Origin of the sequence: Curtobacterium sp. L1-20, assembly GCF_048755855.1 — a bacterium.
Lineage (GTDB): Bacteria > Actinomycetota > Actinomycetes > Actinomycetales > Microbacteriaceae > Curtobacterium.
The window spans coordinates 1748843-1765690 of sequence record NZ_CP151473.1 but is presented as its reverse complement, the minus strand read 5'-3'; the positions used below and the strand labels follow the sequence as shown (position 1 = coordinate 1765690).

Sequence of the window (16848 nt, the reverse complement as noted above, 5' to 3'; positions counted from 1 at the left end):
CTCACTCCCTGCCCGTCAGTCCCCACGCGTCCTCGTCGGGCTCGTCGTCGACCTCATCGTACCCGCGGGTCATGTCCCCGACGGGGTCCGCGCCGTAGCGGTCGTCGTCGCCGACGAGCGCACCGGTCTCCGGCAGCGCCGCGGCGGCACCCGCTCCGGCCACGGCCGCGGGCCCGACCGACGGTGCGGCAGCCGGCGGCTCCTCGCCGCGGAGCTTCGCGAGGACGGACGGCAGCTGGTCGGCCGTGACGAGCACGTCGCGGGCCTTCGACCCCTCGGACGGCCCGACGATGTCGCGGGACTCCATGAGGTCCATGAGCCGTCCGGCCTTGGCGAACCCGACGCGCAGCTTGCGCTGGAGCATCGAGGTCGAGCCGAACTGCGTGGAGACGACCTGCTCGACGGCAGCGAGCAGCAGCTCGAGGTCGTCGCCGATGTCGGCGTCGATCTCCTTGCGCTCGACCACGGCCTGGACGTCCTGGCGGTAGTCCGGACGGGCCTGCCGGGTGACGTGCTGCACGACCTCGGCGACCTCGCTCTCGTTCACCCAGGCGCCCTGCACACGGAGCGACTTGGACGAGCCCATCGGCAGGAAGAGCGCGTCGCCCTGCCCGATGAGCTTGTCGGCGCCGGGCTGGTCGAGGATCACCCGGGAGTCGGTGACGCTGGTGACCGCGAAGGCGATGCGCGACGGCACGTTCGCCTTGATCAGACCGGTGATGACGTCGACGGACGGTCGCTGGGTCGCGAGGACCAGGTGGATGCCGGCTGCGCGGGCGAGCTGGGTGATCCGGACGATCGACTCCTCGACATCGCGCGGGGCGACGAGCATGAGGTCGGCGAGCTCGTCCACCACGACGAGCAGGTACGGGTACGGCTTGAGCTTCCGCTCGCTGCCGGCGGGCAGCACGATCTCGTTGTTCTCGATCGCCTTGTTGAAGTCGTCGACGTGGCGGAACCCGAACGACGCGAGGTCGTCGTACCGCATGTCCATCTCCTTCACGACCCACTGCAGCGCCTCGGCCGCCTTCTTCGGGTTCGTGATGATGGGCGTGATGAGGTGCGGGACGCCCGCGTAGATGGAGAGCTCGACGCGCTTCGGGTCGACCAGGACCATGCGCACCTCGGACGGCTTCGCGCGCATCAGGAGCGAGGTGATCATCGAGTTGATGAAGACCGACTTGCCGGAGCCGGTCGAGCCGGCGACGAGGAGGTGCGGCATCTTCGCCAGGTTCGCCACGACGAAGCCGCCTTCGACGTCCTTGCCGACGCCGATCGTCATCGGGTGCTTCGACTTGCGCGCCGCGTTCGACCGGAGCACGTCGCCGAGCGACACGGTCTCGCGGTCGCTGTTCGGGATCTCGACGCCGATCGCGCTCTTGCCCGGGATCGGCGAGAGGATGCGGACCTCGTTCGACGCCACGGCGTACGACAGGTTCTTCGACAGCGCGGTCACCCGCTCGACCTTGACGCCGGGTCCGAGCTCGATCTCGTACCGGGTGACCGTCGGCCCGCGCGAAAAGCCCGTGACCTTCGCGTCCACCTTGAACTCGGTGAGGACGCCCGTGATCGCGGCGACGATGTCGTCGTTCGCCTGGCTGCGCGCGACCGACGGCGAGCCGGAGCTCAGGGTGGTCGCCGCCGGCAGGCGGTACGGCGCGGAGGGGTCCTCGTCGGAGCCCGTCACCGGCGGGAGACCGTCCACGGCATCGGCGGCGAGGTCGTCCGCGGGCTCGTCGACCGGGAGGGACGGCGAGACGACCGGGGACACGGTCGCGTCCGGACGGATCACCTCGGTGGCCGCCGGTCGCTCCGGGACCTCGGTGCCGAAGTCGCGGAGCGCCTGCTCGGCGACCTCGAGGTCGTGCTCGACCGAGTCGTTCAGGTTCACCGACGCCGGTTCGGCCGGCGTGAGGTCGACGAGCCCGGCGGCCGCGCCGGCGTTCGGCCCCGGCGCGGCGGCCGCGGCGGGCACCTCGGGGACCGTCGACGTCGCCCCGGTGATCACGGGGCTGTCGTACGCGGGGTCTTCTTCGCGGCCGGACTTGTTGCGCCGCCACCACGGGACGGTGCCGCCGTCCTCGTCGCCGTCGGCCGACGCGGCCCGCTCGTCCTCGAATCCGAGGTCGTCGAAGAGCTGGAAGTCCGCGTCGCCCTTCTTCGCCCGCTTCGACGGCTTGCTCCGCGCGGCGGGCGGCTCGGCCACCTCGGGCTCGGCCACGTCGGTCGGGGCCGGAGCGCCGAACAGGTACGCGTAGAGCTCGTGCAGACGACGGCCGAGCTTGTTCGGCGGCGTCTTCGTGATGATGAAGAGCGACAGGACGAGCAGCACGACCGCGACCGGGACGGCGACCCAGGCGGTGGCGATCGTCACGAGCCACCCGATGACGACCCAGCCGATCACCCCGCCGGCAGCCGCGAGTGCGGGCATGCCGTCGGCGGCGACCGGTCGTCCGCCGAACACGTGGCAGAGCGACGCGATGGAGATCAGCAGGAGCCCGAGGCCGATGCCGATCCGGGTGTTGTCGTGCACGGACGCCGGGTGCCGGAAGAGCCACCCGGCGAAGACGACCATGATCACGGGGAGGGCGAACGCCAGCCGCCCGAGCAGACCGCCGAAGGTGTACGCGTCGAGGTTCACCGCGACGACGTTCGTCGGGTTGAGCCACTCCACCACCGCACCGGCGATGGCGAGGACGAACAGCAGGAACGGGAACCCGTCTCGACGCTGGTCCTTCTCGAGGGTCTCCTGGCCGAGCAGGCGGAACACCGCGCCGACGCCGTGGGCCATCGCCATCCACACCGTCACGAGCGGGTTCTGCTCGCGGAAGACGGGTGTCGGGGCTGCTTGTGGGAGCTTCTTCGTGGTGGCCTGGGTGCGCGACGAACCACGCGTCCCGCTGCCACGGGACGACGAGGACGCGCGCGAGCGCGTGGTCGACTTGGTGCCTCCGGCCATGGGCAGAACCCTAATCCCCTCCCAGGACAAACCGAGCGAGGCCCGCCGCGAGTGCGCGACGGCGCCACTGCGCCGCCCACCGGACGCTCGCCGACCCGTCGGACGACCCACGCCCTGGACGCGAGCGGAGGCCCGGTGCTCGTCCGTCGGGGACGTGCACCGGGCCTCCTGGCGGTCGCCGTCGCGACCGGGCGACGGTCGTGCGCCGCTACGCCTCGATGACCACCGGGACGATCATCGGACGGCGGCGGTGCTTCGTGTTCACCCAGCGGCCGACGGTCCGGCGGACCACCTGCTGGAACGCGTGGCCGTCGCTGGTGCCGTTGGCGGCCGCCTCGGCCAACGCCTTCGCGATCTGCGGACGGACGTCGTCGAAGACGGAGTCGTCCTCGGCGAAGCCGCGCGACTGGATCTCCGGGCCGATGACGCACTGGCCGGTGGTGAAGTCGACGGCGCAGAAGACCGAGATGAAGCCTTCCTCGGCCAGGACACGGCGGTCCTTGAGGTCGGCGTCGGTGATCTCGCCGACCGTGGACCCGTCGACGTACACGTACCCGATGTCGAGCTGCCCCGCGACGGTGACCTCACCGTCGCGCAGGTCGACGACGATGCCGTCCTGCCCGAGGATCACGTTCCGCGGCGGCACGCCCGTCTGGATCGCCAGGTCGGCGCTCGCGTAGAGGTGGCGGTGCTCGCCGTGCACGGGGAGCACGTTCTTCGGGCGCAGGATGTTGTAGCAGTACAGGAGCTCGCCGGCCGAGGCGTGCCCGGAGACGTGCACCTTCGCGTTGCCCTTGTGCACGACCTTCGCGCCGAGCTTCGTCAGCCCGTCGATCACGCGGTAGACGGCGTTCTCGTTGCCCGGGATGAGCGAGGACGCGAGGATGACCGTGTCGCCCTCGCCGATCTCGATCTGGTGCTCGAGGTTCGCCATGCGCGCGAGGACGGCCATCGGCTCGCCCTGCGACCCGGTCGACATGTAGACGATCTGGTCGTCCGGGACGTTCTTCGCCTTCTTGGTGTCGATGAGGACGTTCTCGGGCACCCGCAGGTAGCCGAGGTCGGCGGCGATCGTCATGTTGCGGATCATCGAGCGCCCCATGAACGCGACCTTGCGGTTCGCAGCGGCGGCGGCGTCCAGGACCTGCTGGACGCGGTGCACGTGCGACGAGAAGCTCGCGACGACGACCTTCTTGCGCGCCCGCATGATGATGTTCTCGAGCACCGGACCGATGTCGCGCTCCGGGGCGGTGAACCCGGGGACGTCGGCGTTCGTCGAGTCCGGCAGGAACAGGTCGACGCCGGCCTCACCCAGCCGCGCGAACGCGCGGAGGTCGGTGATGCGGTCGTCGAGCGGGAGCTGGTCCATCTTGAAGTCGCCGGTGTGGAGCACGCGACCGGCGGGGGTCGTGATCGCCACGGCGAGGGCGTCCGGGATGGAGTGGTTCACGGCCACGAACTCGAGGTGGAACGGACCGAGCTGTTCGGTCTGGTCCTCCTGCACCACGAGCGTGTAGGGCTTGATCCGGTGTTCCTTGAGCTTCGCCTCGACGAGCGCCAGGGTCAGCGTGGAGCCGATCAGGGGGATGTCGCTGCGGAGCTTCAGGAGGTACGGCACGGCACCGATGTGGTCCTCGTGACCGTGCGTGAGCACGACACCGAGGACGTCGTCGAGGCGGTCCCGGATGGGCGCGAAGTCGGGGAGGATGAGGTCGACGCCCGGCTGGTGCTCCTCGGGGAAGAGCACACCGGCGTCGACGACGAGCAGCTTGCCCTCGTACTCGTAGACGGTCATGTTGCGACCGATCTCGCCGAGACCCCCGATGGGGATCACGCGGAGGGTGCCGGCTTCGAGCGGCTGCGGTGTGGAGATCTGGGTGGGCATTCGGTCCTGACTGTCGTGCGACGCGCTCCGTGCGAGCCGCGGTCTTCCTAACGTGTGGTGCCTGGCACCTTCGGCAGTGCGCCGCCGGCCGCTGCGTTGCGGTCCGGGCGGAAGTTCGAGAAGTCGGCGCCGGGGATGCCGCGCACGGCTTCGAGCGAGGTCTCGATGGCGTACGCCTCGGAGTCCTCGGGGCCGACGAGCGGCAGACGGACGCGCGGGCTGCCGATGCGGCCGAGCCCGTGCAGCACGTACTTCGCGGCGACGGTGCCGGGGACGTGCGTCATGATCGCGCGGACGAGGGGCTCGACGCGCTTGTGCTCGGCGGTCGCGGTGGCGAGGTCGCCCCGGTTCACCGCGTCGACGATGGTGCGGTACGGCGTGCTCGTGATGTTGGCCGTCACGCCGATGAGTCCGGTCGCGCCGATCGACAGGTGCGGGAGCACGTTGGTGTCGTCGCCGGAGAAGTACATGAGGTCGGTGTTGTTGAGCACGCGGGACACCTCGGCGAAGTCGCCCTTGGCGTCCTTCACGGCGAGGATGTTCGGGTGGTGCGACGCCCGCACGATCGTCTCGTACGTGATCGGGATGCCCGTGCGGCCCGGGATGTCGTACAGGATGACCGGCAGGTCGGTTGCGTCGGCGATCATCCGGAAGTGGGTGAGCACACCCGACTGGGTGGGCTTGTTGTAGTACGGCGTGACGATCATGACGCCGTCGGCACCGGCGCGCTCGCTCTGCTTGTAGAGGTGGATCGCGTGGGCGGTCTCGTTCGAGCCGCCGCCGGTGATGATCTTCGCGCGGCCCGCGGCGACGGACTTGCCGACCTCGACCAGGCGGAGCTTCTCCGGGTCGGTGAGGGTGCTCGTCTCGCCGGTCGTCCCGGTGACGACGATGCCGTCGGCGCCGGCCGTGATGCAGTCGTCGATGTGCTGCTCGACGCCGGGCCAGTCGACCTCGCCGTCGGCGGTGAACGGGGTCACGAGGGCGACGAGGACCTGACCGAAGGGATTCTCACGCGGGGACACGGGGACCAGCGTACCGGGGATGCGCGCGAGGACCGCCGTCCGTGTGGACGGTGGGCGGTCTGGAGGCGCGGCTCGGGTCCGTCGGGCGGGGTCGCGCCCGGCGACGGTGCGGGTCGCGGTGGTGCGCACCCCGCCGCGAACGTGGCACCCCGCCACACCGGGGTGCGGCGTCCGCAGCGGGGTGCGGCGCGCAGCACTCCGCGCGGCGGCGCTCCGCGCGGCGGTGCTCCGCGCGCTACGCGCGGCGGCGCCACTCCAGGAAGCGGTAGCGGGTGCCCTCGACGCGGGACTCCTGCCACGGACCCTCGTCGACGAGCTCCCACGCATCGTCGAACTCCGGTGCCCGGGTGTCGCCCGGCACGTCGACGTCGATCACCGTCTCGGACACCCGGTCGGCGAACGGCAGCCCGGCGGCGTACACCTGGCCCCCGCCGATGATCCACACCGGCTCGTCGGTGTCGAGCGCGGTCGCGAGGTCGTGCACGGTCTCGGCGCCGTCCGCGGTCCAGGAGACGTCACGGGTGAGCACGACGTTGCGGCGACCCGGCAGGGGGCGGAAGCGCTCGGGCAACGAGTCCCACGTCCGCCGGCCCATCACGACGGTGGCGTCACCGGTGACCTGCCGGAAGTGCGCGAGGTCCTCGGGGACGTGCCACGGCATCCCGCCGTCGGCGCCGATGACCCCGCCCGTCGACCGTCCCCAGACCATGCCGACCCCCCGGACCGGCTCGTGCCAGGCGGTGCTCACACCGCGACCGCGGCCCGGATGGCCGGGTGGTGGTGGTAGCCGACGACCGTGAAGTCCTCGTACTCGTAGTCGTCGATCGAGTCCCGGGGAGCGAGCTCGAGCGTCGGCATCGGGTACGCCGTCCGACGCAGCTGTTCCTCGACCTGCTCCACGTGGTTGTCGTAGACGTGGCAGTCGCCGCCGGTCCAGACGAAGTCTCCGACGCCGAGTCCGGTCTGCGCCGCGATCATGTGCGTGAGCAGGGCGTACGAGGCGATGTTGAACGGGACGCCGAGGAACATGTCCGCGCTCCGCTGGTAGAGCTGGCACGAGAGCTTGCCGTCGACCACGTAGAACTGGAAGAACGCGTGGCAGGGGGCGAGCGCCATGTCCGGCACGTCGGCGACGTTCCACGCCGAGACGATGAGGCGGCGGGAGTCCGGGTTCGTCCGGATCTGATCGATGACCTGGGCGATCTGGTCGACGTGCTCCCCCGACGGCGTCGGCCACGAGCGCCACTGCACGCCGTAGACCGGGCCGAGGTCGCCGTCCTCGTCCGCCCACTCGTTCCAGATCCGGACGCCGTGCTCCTGCAGCCAGCGTGCGTTGCCGTCGCCGCGGAGGAACCAGAGCAGCTCGTACGCCACCGACTTGAAGTGCACGCGCTTCGTGGAGACGAGCGGGAAGCCCTGCGACAGGTCGTACCGCAGCTGTGCGCCGAAGATGCTGCGCGTCCCGGTGCCGGTGCGGTCGCCCTTCGGCGTCCCCTCGTCGAGCACCCGCCGCAGCAGGTCCTCGTAGGGGGTGGGAACGGAGGCGTCGGGCTGCACGGTCTCGGTCACACGAAGAGCCTACGTCCGATGAGTAGCGTGAGCGACATGACGACAGAGCCGCTCTCGATCCTGGTCGCCGGCTCGTCCGGCTTCATCGGGACCCCGCTCGTCCGCGCCCTGCGCGAGGCGGGACACCACGTGACGACGCTGGTCCGGCGGGAGCCCCGCACGGCGACCGAGTTCCGCTGGTCGCCCGGCACACGCCCGCTCGACCCGGCGATCGTCGACGGCGCCGACGTGGTGGTCAACCTCGCCGGGGCGAACATCGGCAAGCTGCCGTGGACCGAGTCCTACAAGCGCGAGATCCTCGCGTCACGCGTCGACGCCACGAGCACCCTCGTCGAGGCGATGCGGCAGGCGCCGACCCCGCCCCGGCTCTTCCTCTCGGGCTCGGCGTCCGGCGTCTACGGCGACCGGCCGGTCGACGTGCTGCAGGACGACGCCGCTCCCGGCGCCGGGTTCCTCGCCGACGTGACCACGCGCTGGGAGGCGGCGGCCGACGCCGCACCCGAGGGCGTCCGCGTCGTCACCCTGCGGACGGGCATCGTGATCGGGAAGGGCGGCGGCGCGCTCGCACCGCTCGTGCCGCTCACGAAGGCCGGACTCGGTGGGCGGCTCGGCACCGGCGGGCAGTTCTGGCCGTGGATCGCACTCGAGGACGAGGTCGGCGCGATCGTGCACCTCGCGACGGACCCCCGCGCGAGCGAGGTCAGCGGCCCGGTGAACCTCGCCGGCCCCGAAGCCGCCGTGGCGGAGCGGATCACGAAGCGTGTCGCCGCCGACCTGCACCGGCCGTACCTGTTCCGGATCCCGGAGTTCGCGCTCCGGCTGCTCCTGCAGCAGGCCGCCGACGAGATGCTCCTGTCGGGCCAGCGGATGGTGCCGACGAAGCTGCTCGAGTCGGGCTACACGTTCCGCCACCAGCGCGCCGAGGACGCGGTCGACGCAGCGTTCTAGGCGCCGTCGGCGGCCCCGCGGCCCGCTGCGGCGGCGAGTGCACTGCGCATGGCGGCCCTGGCACGCTTCCGGTCGCCGGCCGCGTCGTAGACGACCCCCAGCCGGTACCACGCACGCCAGTCCGACGGGTCGCGCTCGACGGCTGCCTTGTACGTCGGGAACAGCGCGTCCGCGGCCTCGCGTTCGGGCCGACCCGACGGGCGCACCGGGACGACGTCGGCCGGGGCGCCGCCCTCGCGCTCGAGACGGGCGCCGAGGCGGGTGATCCTGATGCCGAACCGGAACTCGAGCACGAGCAGCAGGGCACCGATCGCCGCGACGACGAAGAGTGCGATGCCGATGCCGACGCCGATCGCCAGACCGGTCTGGATGAAGGCGACCGCGCGCTGCCCGACGAGGACGATGTAGAGCGCCAGCAGGACCGTCATCAGGGTGGCACCCCAGAACGGCGAGCGCACGGTCCGCGCGAAGCGTCCCACCGGTTCAGCCGATGCCGAGGACGCTGCCGAGCCCGACCGTCAGACCCCGCATCGAGCCCACCGCCGAGAGCGCGGCACGGATGCCGGCGAGGTACGCGACGTCGTCGTTCGTGTCGTGGCGGATGGTCAGCGTCTCGCCGGGTCCGCTGAGCAGCACGTCCTGCACGGCCGTCACGCCGGGCAGCCGGAGCGAGTGGATCGGCACGCTCGCCACCTGTTGCCCACGTGCACGCTGGTCGACGTGCGGAGCCTCGACCGGACCGACCTCCCTCCGGGCGTCGGCGATGAGCTCCGCGGTGCGGACGGCGGTACCGGACGGCGAGTCGATCTTGCCCGCGTGGTGTGTCTCGACGATCTCGACCGACGGGAACCACGGCGCCGCGATCGTTGCCAGGTGGGTGCCGAGCACCGAGCCGATCGAGAAGTTCGGCACCACGAACACGCCCTGCTCCGGGCGTGCCTCGAGCCCGGCACGGAGCTTCGCCAGACGGTCCTGCGACCACCCGGACGTCCCGACGAGGACGTTCGCCCCGCTCGCGAGGGCGTTGTCGACGATCGCCGGACTGAGCGCGGGGACCGTCACGTCGACCACGAGGGCCGCTCCCCCGAAGACGGACGGACCGGCCTCGTGCGCGCCGTCCTTCGAGGACAGGGCGGCGACGAGTTCGAAGTCCGGGAGTTCCTCGACCACGGATGCCACGAGGCCCCCGAGACGACCGGTGGCGCCGACGACGGCGACGGGAGTGACCATGCGTCCCATCCTAGGATCGACGCATGACGCTCGAGGTCAGGACCGTACCGGCAGACACCCCCGAGGTCGACGAGCTGCTCGACGCGTACCTCGACGAGCGGGCGGCCACCTTCCCGAGCGCGCAGGGCTCGTACGCCCGCAAGCGCACGCCGGCTGCCGAGTTCGCGGACGGGAACGGGACGTTCGTCGTCGCCCACCGGGACGGCGCGGCCGTCGGGTGCGGCGGGCTCCGACGCATCGCGGACGACGGCGACGACGTGCGGTTCGAGGTCAAGCACGTGTACGTCACCCCCGCAGGGCGCGGACAGGGCGTCGCGACCGCGGTGATGGACGCACTCGAGGCGGCGGCGGTCGACCTCGGGGCGACGGCGGTCGTGCTCGACACGAACGACTCGCTCGTCGCCGCAGGCGCGATGTACCGCAGCCGTGGCTACGAGCGCGTCGAGCCGTTCAACGAGAACCCGAACGCGACCGCCTGGTACCGCAAGCCGGTGCGCTGACCGACACCGCGCCTCCCGTCCGCGCCGACGCGAGGACGCACCGGCGGCCGTTAGACCGGCTGGCCGACCGGCAGACCGGTGCGGAGCTCGACCGGGAGGTGCGCCAGGTCGTTCAGGGCGACCACCTCGGCCGGCTTCGCCGAGCGGATCCGGATGATCGTCAGGGCGGTGTGGGCGACGTTCGTGCCCATCCAGCGCCACTCCGGCGCCTGGAACGCCTCGCGCACGAACCACCCGATCACCGCGTTGTGGGTGATGAGGAGGTCGTGCCGGTCCTCGCGCGCGGGCGTGAACCACTCGGCGACGGCGTCGCCCATCTGCGCCTGCCCGGCGACGATCTCCTCTTCCGTGATGCCGCCGTACCAGCCCTGGTACGCGTGCGGCATGTCCGGCGTCGGACCCGAGGGGATGCAGTCGAACAGCAGGGTCGACGGTTCCGGCTGGATGGCCGGCAGCCGCTGCGCCAGGAAGGACGCGGTCTCGCTCGGGGCCTCGAGGGGCGAGTGGTACACCCCGTCGAACGGCACGCCGCCGAGCCGGTCGGCCACGAGCATCGCCTGCCGCTTGCCGCGTTCCGACAGCTTGCCGTCGCGCAGGCCGTGCTCGGCGTCCTGGTGTTCACCGTGCCGGACGAGGTAGAGGTAGTGCGACATGTCGGTGGTCACCCGCCGATCCCGATCGCATCCGCGAGCTCGTCCTGCTGGACGGCACCGACCACCGAGGTGATCGTCGGGCGGGTGAGGAGGTCGCGCGCCAGGTCGAGCACGTCGCCGGTGGTGACCCGGTCGACGCGTTCGAGGGCGGTGGCGAGGTCGGTGAACTCGCCGGTGCCCAGCTCGGAACGGCCGAGTCGGGTCATGCGGGCGTCGGAGTCCTCGAGGGAGAGCGTCAGCGCACCCTCGATCTGGCCCTTGGCACGTCGCAGTTCGTCCGAGGTGATGCCGTCGTCCACCATCCGGCGGAACTCGGCGTCGACGATCTCGACGACGCCGGGGACGTTGTCGGGCGCGCAGCCGGCGTAGACGCCGAACGCACCGTTGTCGAGGTACGCGGGGGCGAACGAGCTCACCGCGTAGGCCAGCCCGCGCCGTTCTCGGACCTCTTGGAAGAGCCGGGAGCTCATCCCCCCGCCGAGCACGGCGTTGAGGACGCTGAGCACCGGACGTCGTTCGTCGCGGAGGTCGAGGCCCTGCGACCCCCGCAGCATGCTGACCTGCTCCGTCGGGCGGTGCACGACGGTGAGCTTCGGCACGGCGGGGTCCGCCACCGGCTGCGGGGTGCGGCGGGCCAGCGGCGAGGCGTCGGGCGCGTCCGCGAAGACCGTCGCGACGAGGTCGCAGAACGCGTCGTGGTCGACCGCACCGGCAGCCGTGACGACGATGCCGTTGGGGGCGTAGTGCTCGCGGTAGTGCGCGAGGACCTCGTCCCGGTGCACGGCGCGGATGCTCTCCGGCGTGCCGCCGATCGGCCGACCGAGCGCGTGCCCGTCGAAGGCGGCAGCGAAGAAGGCCTCGCCCGCGACGTCGGCCGGGTCGTCCGCAGCCATCGCGAGCTCTTCGAGGATGACGCCGCGTTCGACGTCGAACGCCGCGGACTCGAGCACGGAGCCCGTCACCATGTCGCCGATCACCTCGACCGCCATGGGCACGTCGGCGTCGCGGACGCGGGAGTAGTAGCACGTGTACTCCTTCGCGGTGGCGGCGTTGTGCTCGCCGCCGACCGAGTCGAAGGAGATCGCGATGTCGAGCGCGGACCGCTTGGCGGTGCCCTTGAAGAGCAGGTGCTCGAGGAAGTGCGTCGACCCGTACTGGCCCTCGCGCTCGTCCCGCGATCCGACCCCCACCCAGAAGCCGAGGCTGGTGGAGGCAGCACCGGGCATCGCCTCGGTCAGGACCCGCACGCCCGAGGGCAGGACGGAACGGCGGACGAAGGCGCCGCCGGACGTCAGGAACGACGTGTCCGGGGCCTCGAGTGGCAACGGCACTGGGTGGTTCATCGCAGACGAGCCTACTGACCCGTGGACCCCACCCACCCAGTTTCCACAGCCCGTCGGCCGGGTCGCAGGCGTCACTCGAAGTGGGGTACAGAAAAAGAGGATAGAAAGACTCGTCTGTCTGTCCTCATCGTGCTACAGTGAGGTCACCGGATCGGAAGCCCCCCTAGATTTCGATCCGGTGGCTCGGGACATCAGTCCTGCGCGGCACACGAGTCCCCCCACTCCGCCGCCGCGGTGCCGATGCAACCAAGGAGAGCCACGCTGTGACGGTCGATTCCCCCCAACCGACCGTCCAGCGTCTCCTTGGCCCGAGCACGAACCTCGCGTCGCCGGACGGGTCGAGCGTCCCCCCGACTCCCCGCTCCGGCGGCGCGAAGGTCCGAGTCCTCGAGACCGCCACGCGGCTCTTCTACGAAGAGGGCATCCACGGCGTCGGCGTCGACCGTCTCATCTCCGAGGCGAGCGTCACGAAGGCGACGTTCTACAAGCACTACGGGTCGAAGGACAACCTGATCCTCGCCTACATCCGCGGCCAGCACGATCGCGTGCAGGAGCGGATGGAGCAGCTCGTCGCCGGAGCCGGCGGTCCGTCCGAGGCCGTCCGCGCCTGGGTTGCCGCCCTCACCGACGAGGTGAACGACCCCGACTTCCGCGGGTGCGCGTTCCTCAACGCCGCGGCCGAGTACCACGACCCGCGCGACCCCGTGCGCGAGGTCGTCGCCATGCACCGCGACTGGTACACCGAGCGTCTGGCCGACCTGCTGCAGGACGCCGGGCACCCGCTGCCGGGCGACGGAGCCGACGAGCTCATGCTGGCGCGGGACGGCGCGATGTCCGGCGCGTACGCCGGCGACGCCATCGCGGCGACGGCGGCCCTCGGCCGCGTCGTGGAGCGCGTACTCGCCGCCTGACGCGTCACCGTGCCCGGCCGGCGTCCGCCCGCCGGCCGCCCGCCGCCCGCGCCCGCGTGAAAGCGACAGGCTGCCGCCGTCGTCCGCTCGCGAAAGCGACAGGCTGCCGCCGGCCTTCCGCGGGAACCAGTCGCTCCGGCGGCACTAACGCGGCCCCTTCCCCGGCACCTGTCGCTTCCACGGCACCCTGTCGGCCTGGAGGCGCGCTCCGGCCCCGCACCGCGCCTCCTGTCCGCCCCCGCGCGGCCCCGCACCCCGCCTCCCGTCAGCCAGCCCCGGCCAGCCGCCGCTGCCGTCCGCCGGCGAACGCGACAGGCTGCCTCCGTCCTTCCGCGGGAACCAGTCGCTTGGGCGGCACCGAGGCGTCCGCTTCCCTGGCGGACGTCGCTTCCGCGACACCCTGTCGGCCGGGAGGGGCGTGGCGGCGGCGACCCCGCCTCCCGTCCGTCACCGCGACGACCACCTGCCGCCCCGCCTGTCCGCCGACCCGCCAGCCCGCGGCCAGCGCGCCGAGCACCGTCCGAGGTCGCAGGTGTTGGCTGGAGCCATGGCCAACAACCCCAACTGGAACCTCCCCGAGGTCCCCTCCTTCACCCTGACCAGCCCCGACTTCACCGACGGCGGTGTCCTCCCCGACTGGGCACGCGGCAGCGACGCCGGCGGCGAGGACCGTTCCCCCGCACTCGAGTGGACGGGAGCTCCCGAGGGCACGCAGAGCTTCGTGCTCACCGTGTACGACCCCGATGCGCCGACCGGCTCCGGGTTCTGGCACTGGAGCCTCACGGACATCCCGGGCAACGCGACGTCGCTCCCCCAGAACGCCGGCGTGGACGACGCGCTGCTCCCCGCCGAGGCACTCCGGCGGCGGAACGAGTTCGGCACGGACACGTTCCTCGGTGCCGCCCCGCCGGCCGGTCACGGCCCGCACCGCTACTTCTTCACGCTGAGCGCGCTCGACGTCCCGGTCCTCGAGGCTCCGGCCGACGCGACCCCGGCCGTCGTCGGCTTCGTGCTGCGCGAGCACCTGCTCGGCCGGGCGCAGCTGGTCGGCACGCAGGAGACCCCGGCCTCCTGACCCACCGCGGGATCGCGGCCCGGCGAGACTCGGCCCCGCGGACACGTTCGTGGTGACCCGACCGCGAGAGTGTCCGCCGGACCGAGACTCGGCCCCACCGGGCCGCCCGGCCTGCCCGGCCCGCGGCCCCGCGCCGCCGGCGCGCACCACCCGCAACGGCGAACGGCCGCCGCCCCGGAAGGGACGGCGGCCGTTCGTGCGTCTGGACGCGGGAGGGATCAGCCCTCGGCCGGGGCCTCGGCGTGCGAGCCGTGGTCGTCACGGCCCTCGGTGTCGACCTCGTCGGCCACGACCGGCGCGAGCGAGAGCTTGCCGCGGTCGTCCACCTTGGTGACCTCGACCAGGATCTTCTGGCCGACGCCGAGCACGTCCTCGACGTTCTCCACGCGCTTGCCACCGGCGAGCTTGCGGACCTCGGAGACGTGGAGCAGACCGTCGCGGCCCGGGAGCAGCGACACGAAGGCACCGAACGTCGCGATCTTGACGACCGTGCCGAGGAACTGGTCCCCGATCTCCGGGTTCGTCGGGTTCGCGATGGCGTTGACCTGGGCACGGGCGGCCTCGGCCGACGGACCGTCGACGGCACCGATGTAGACCGTGCCGTCGTCCTCGATCGAGATGTCGGCGCCGGTCTCGTCCTGGATCCCGTTGATCGTCTTGCCCTTCGGGCCGATCAGCTCGCCGATCTTGTCGACGGGGATCTGCACGGAGATGACGCGCGGCGCGGTGTCGGCCATCTCGTCGGGGGCGTCGATCGCCTCGTTCAGCACACCGAGGATCGCGGAGCGCGCTTCCTTGGCCTGCTTGAGCGCGGCGTCGAGGACCGACGAGGGGATGCCGTCGAGCTTCGTGTCCAGCTGGATCGCCGTGACGAAGTCCGAGGTACCGGCGACCTTGAAGTCCATGTCGCCGAGGGCGTCCTCGGCACCGAGGATGTCGGTCAGCGCCGCGTAGCGGGTCTGGCCGTCGACGGTGTCGGAGACGAGGCCCATCGCGATGCCGGCGACCGGGGCCTTGAGGGGCACACCGGCGTTGAGCAGCGACAGGGTCGAGGCGCAGACGGAGCCCATCGACGTCGAACCGTTGGAGCCGAGGGCCTCGGACACCTGACGGATGGCGTAGGGGAACTCCTCGCGCGACGGCAGCACCGGCACGAGGGCGCGCTCGGCCAGGAAGCCGTGCCCGATCTCGCGACGCTTCGGCGACCCCACACGACCGGTCTCACCCGTCGAGTACGGCGGGAAGTTGTAGTGGTGCAGGTAGCGCTTCTTCGTGACGGGCGACAGCGAGTCGATCTGCTGCTCCATCTTGAGCATGTTCAGCGTGGTGACGCCGAGGATCTGCGTCTCGCCGCGCTGGAAGATCGCCGAACCGTGGACGCGCGGGATCACGGCGACCTCGGCGTCGAGCGGACGGATGTCGGCGAGGCCGCGACCGTCCATGCGGACCTGCTCGGTCAGGATCCGGCCGCGGACGACCTTCTTCGTGACCGACTTGTAAGCACCGCTGACCTGGCCGTTGGCGCTCTCGGGGAGCTCGCCGGCCGTCACCTTGGCGGCGATGGCCTCCTTCACGCGGGCCTTGAGGGCGTCGTCGGCGTCCTGGCGCTCGAGCTTGCCGGCGATCTTGTAGACGTCACCGAGCTCGGACAGTGCGATGGACTCGACGGCGTCGTAGACCTCGGGGGCGTACGGCGGGAAGACCGGGTAGTCCTGGATCTCCTTGGCCGACTGCGCGGCCATCTTCGCCTGCGCCTCGACGAGGGACTTGAGGAACGGCTTCGCCGCCTCGAGCCCCTGTGCGACGACGGCCTCGTCGGGCTTGGTGGCGCCGCCCTGGATGAGGTCCCAGCTGTGCTCGGTGGCCTCGGCCTCGACCATCATGATCGCGACGTCCTCGTTGCCCGCCTCGTCGGTGACGACACGGCCGGCGACGGTGAGGTCGAAGACGGCCTCGGCGAGCTGCGACGCCTTCGGGAACGCGACCCACTGGTCACCGATGAGCGCGAGGCGCACACCGGCGATCGGGCCGGAGAACGGCAGACCGGAGATCTGCGTCGACGCGGACGCCGCATTGATCGCGAGCGCGTCGTAGAACTCGTCCGGAGCGATGCTCAGGACGGTGATGACGATCTGGACCTCGTTGCGGAGGCCGTCGACGAACGACGGACGCAGCGGCCGGTCGATGAGGCGGCAGACGAGGATCGCCTCGGTGCTGGGACGGCCTTCACGGCGGAAGAACGAACCGGGGATCTTGCCGGCGGCGTACGAGCGCTCCTCGACGTCGACGGTCAGCGGGAAGAAGTCGAATCCTTCACGCGGGTGCTTGCCGGCGCTGGTGGCCGAGAGGAGCATGGTGTCCTCGTCGAGGTACGCGGCGACCGCGCCCTGCGCCTGCTGTGCGAGCCGACCGGTCTCGAACCGGACGACGCGCTTGCCGTACTTGCCGTTGTCGAGAACGGCCTCGGCGAACTTGATCTCGGGACCCTCCAAAAGGGTGCCTCCTTGAAGTGTTCGGCAGGCTGGGGCCGCGGCACCGTTGGTGCGTGCGCGCCGAAGGGATCGGGACGCATGTCTGGCCAGCAGTAGAAGTACTCGGGAAACCGTCCGGCCCGCGAACCACCACCGATGACCAGCTCCGTGCCCGGCCTGCGCAGTGTTTGTCGTAACGCCCGCGGAAACGGTCCACGGACGTGATGGACTTTACCAGTCCACAGGGAATCGGCGGCGAGGCTCTCGGCGAACGGGCGT

At 71.4% G+C, this 16848-nt stretch carries 14 protein-coding genes; 4 read left to right on the top strand and 10 right to left on the bottom strand.

Translation table 11 applies throughout. The features are described from left to right. Position 1: 1 nt before the first annotated feature. The 5 genes from AAEP86_RS09890 to AAEP86_RS09870 form a co-directional block, all read right to left on the bottom strand. Positions 2-2959, bottom strand: a complete 2958-nt coding sequence (locus tag AAEP86_RS09890) for a DNA translocase FtsK (RefSeq protein ID WP_420370363.1) — start codon at positions 2957-2959, stop codon at positions 2-4. A gap of 208 nt (positions 2960-3167) precedes the next feature. Then, a complete protein-coding gene (locus tag AAEP86_RS09885) occupies positions 3168-4844 on the bottom strand; it encodes a ribonuclease J (RefSeq protein ID WP_420370362.1) in 1677 nt (558 codons plus the stop codon). A 47-nt stretch (positions 4845-4891) separates the two neighbouring features. Beyond that, positions 4892-5869, bottom strand: coding sequence for a 4-hydroxy-tetrahydrodipicolinate synthase (dapA, locus tag AAEP86_RS09880; RefSeq protein WP_420370361.1), 978 nt, complete (start codon positions 5867-5869; stop codon positions 4892-4894). A gap of 235 nt (positions 5870-6104) precedes the next feature. Next, on the bottom strand, positions 6105-6578 hold the full coding sequence (locus AAEP86_RS09875) for a dihydrofolate reductase (RefSeq protein ID WP_420370470.1): 474 nt from the start codon (positions 6576-6578) through the stop codon (positions 6105-6107). Positions 6579-6613: 35 nt separating this feature from the next. After that, positions 6614-7438, bottom strand: coding sequence for a thymidylate synthase (locus tag AAEP86_RS09870; protein ID WP_420370360.1), 825 nt, complete (start codon positions 7436-7438; stop codon positions 6614-6616). 36 nt (positions 7439-7474) lie between these two features. On the opposite strand from AAEP86_RS09870, the gene AAEP86_RS09865 reads away from it, so the two are divergent. Next, on the top strand, positions 7475-8386 hold the full coding sequence (locus tag AAEP86_RS09865) for a TIGR01777 family oxidoreductase (RefSeq protein ID WP_420370359.1): 912 nt from the start codon (positions 7475-7477) through the stop codon (positions 8384-8386). Here the strand turns inward: AAEP86_RS09865 and AAEP86_RS09860 are convergent. Together AAEP86_RS09860 and AAEP86_RS09855 are read right to left on the bottom strand one after the other, a co-directional pair. After that, a complete protein-coding gene (locus AAEP86_RS09860) occupies positions 8383-8865 on the bottom strand; it encodes a tetratricopeptide repeat protein (RefSeq protein WP_420370358.1) in 483 nt (160 codons plus the stop codon). The genes AAEP86_RS09865 and AAEP86_RS09860 overlap by 4 nt on opposite strands. Positions 8866-8869: 4 nt before the next feature. After that, positions 8870-9616, bottom strand: a complete 747-nt coding sequence (locus tag AAEP86_RS09855) for a 4-hydroxy-tetrahydrodipicolinate reductase (RefSeq protein WP_420370357.1) — start codon at positions 9614-9616, stop codon at positions 8870-8872. Between the two features lie 23 nt (positions 9617-9639). Between AAEP86_RS09855 and AAEP86_RS09850 the strand changes: the two genes are divergently transcribed. Further along, the gene (locus AAEP86_RS09850) at positions 9640-10116 is read left to right on the top strand and encodes a GNAT family N-acetyltransferase (RefSeq protein WP_420370356.1); all 477 of its coding nucleotides are present in this window, start codon (positions 9640-9642) and stop codon (positions 10114-10116) included. Between the two features lie 50 nt (positions 10117-10166). On the opposite strand, the gene AAEP86_RS09845 is transcribed toward AAEP86_RS09850, so the two are convergent. Beyond that, positions 10167-10769: a histidine phosphatase family protein gene (locus AAEP86_RS09845; RefSeq protein ID WP_071293800.1), complete on the bottom strand. Its 603-nt coding sequence runs from the start codon at positions 10767-10769 to the stop codon at positions 10167-10169. Positions 10770-10777: 8 nt separating this feature from the next. Then, positions 10778-12112, bottom strand: a complete 1335-nt coding sequence (locus AAEP86_RS09840; protein ID WP_420370355.1) for a M16 family metallopeptidase — start codon at positions 12110-12112, stop codon at positions 10778-10780. Positions 12113-12375: 263 nt separating this feature from the next. Between AAEP86_RS09840 and AAEP86_RS09835 the strand changes: the two genes are divergently transcribed. Next, on the top strand, positions 12376-13023 hold the full coding sequence (locus AAEP86_RS09835; RefSeq protein ID WP_420370354.1) for a TetR/AcrR family transcriptional regulator: 648 nt from the start codon (positions 12376-12378) through the stop codon (positions 13021-13023). 547 nt (positions 13024-13570) lie between these two features. Beyond that, the gene (locus tag AAEP86_RS09830; RefSeq protein WP_420370353.1) at positions 13571-14098 is read left to right on the top strand and encodes a YbhB/YbcL family Raf kinase inhibitor-like protein; all 528 of its coding nucleotides are present in this window, start codon (positions 13571-13573) and stop codon (positions 14096-14098) included. 218 nt (positions 14099-14316) lie between these two features. Here the strand turns inward: AAEP86_RS09830 and AAEP86_RS09825 are convergent, their stop codons facing one another. Next, positions 14317-16590 (bottom strand): polyribonucleotide nucleotidyltransferase, encoded by a 2274-nt coding sequence (locus tag AAEP86_RS09825; protein ID WP_420370352.1) that lies wholly within the window; start codon positions 16588-16590, stop codon positions 14317-14319. Between the last annotated feature and the right edge of the window lie 258 nt (positions 16591-16848).

What these genes read in the sequence shown, in the direction of transcription:
- AAEP86_RS09865 (WP_420370359.1), top strand. Translation starts at nt 7,475, where the DNA reads ATGACGACAGAGCCGCTCTCGATCCTGGTCGCCGGCTCGTCCGGCTTC.
- AAEP86_RS09855 (WP_420370357.1), bottom strand. Translation starts at nt 9,616, where the DNA reads ATGGTCACTCCCGTCGCCGTCGTCGGCGCCACCGGTCGTCTCGGGGGC.
- AAEP86_RS09885 (WP_420370362.1), bottom strand. Translation starts at nt 4,844, where the DNA reads ATGCCCACCCAGATCTCCACACCGCAGCCGCTCGAAGCCGGCACCCTC.
- AAEP86_RS09845 (WP_071293800.1), bottom strand. Translation starts at nt 10,769, where the DNA reads ATGTCGCACTACCTCTACCTCGTCCGGCACGGTGAACACCAGGACGCC.
- AAEP86_RS09875 (WP_420370470.1), bottom strand. Translation starts at nt 6,578, where the DNA reads ATGGTCTGGGGACGGTCGACGGGCGGGGTCATCGGCGCCGACGGCGGG.
- AAEP86_RS09850 (WP_420370356.1), top strand. Translation starts at nt 9,640, where the DNA reads ATGACGCTCGAGGTCAGGACCGTACCGGCAGACACCCCCGAGGTCGAC.
- AAEP86_RS09840 (WP_420370355.1), bottom strand. Translation starts at nt 12,112, where the DNA reads ATGAACCACCCAGTGCCGTTGCCACTCGAGGCCCCGGACACGTCGTTC.
- AAEP86_RS09830 (WP_420370353.1), top strand. Translation starts at nt 13,571, where the DNA reads ATGGCCAACAACCCCAACTGGAACCTCCCCGAGGTCCCCTCCTTCACC.
- AAEP86_RS09890 (WP_420370363.1), bottom strand. Translation starts at nt 2,959, where the DNA reads ATGGCCGGAGGCACCAAGTCGACCACGCGCTCGCGCGCGTCCTCGTCG.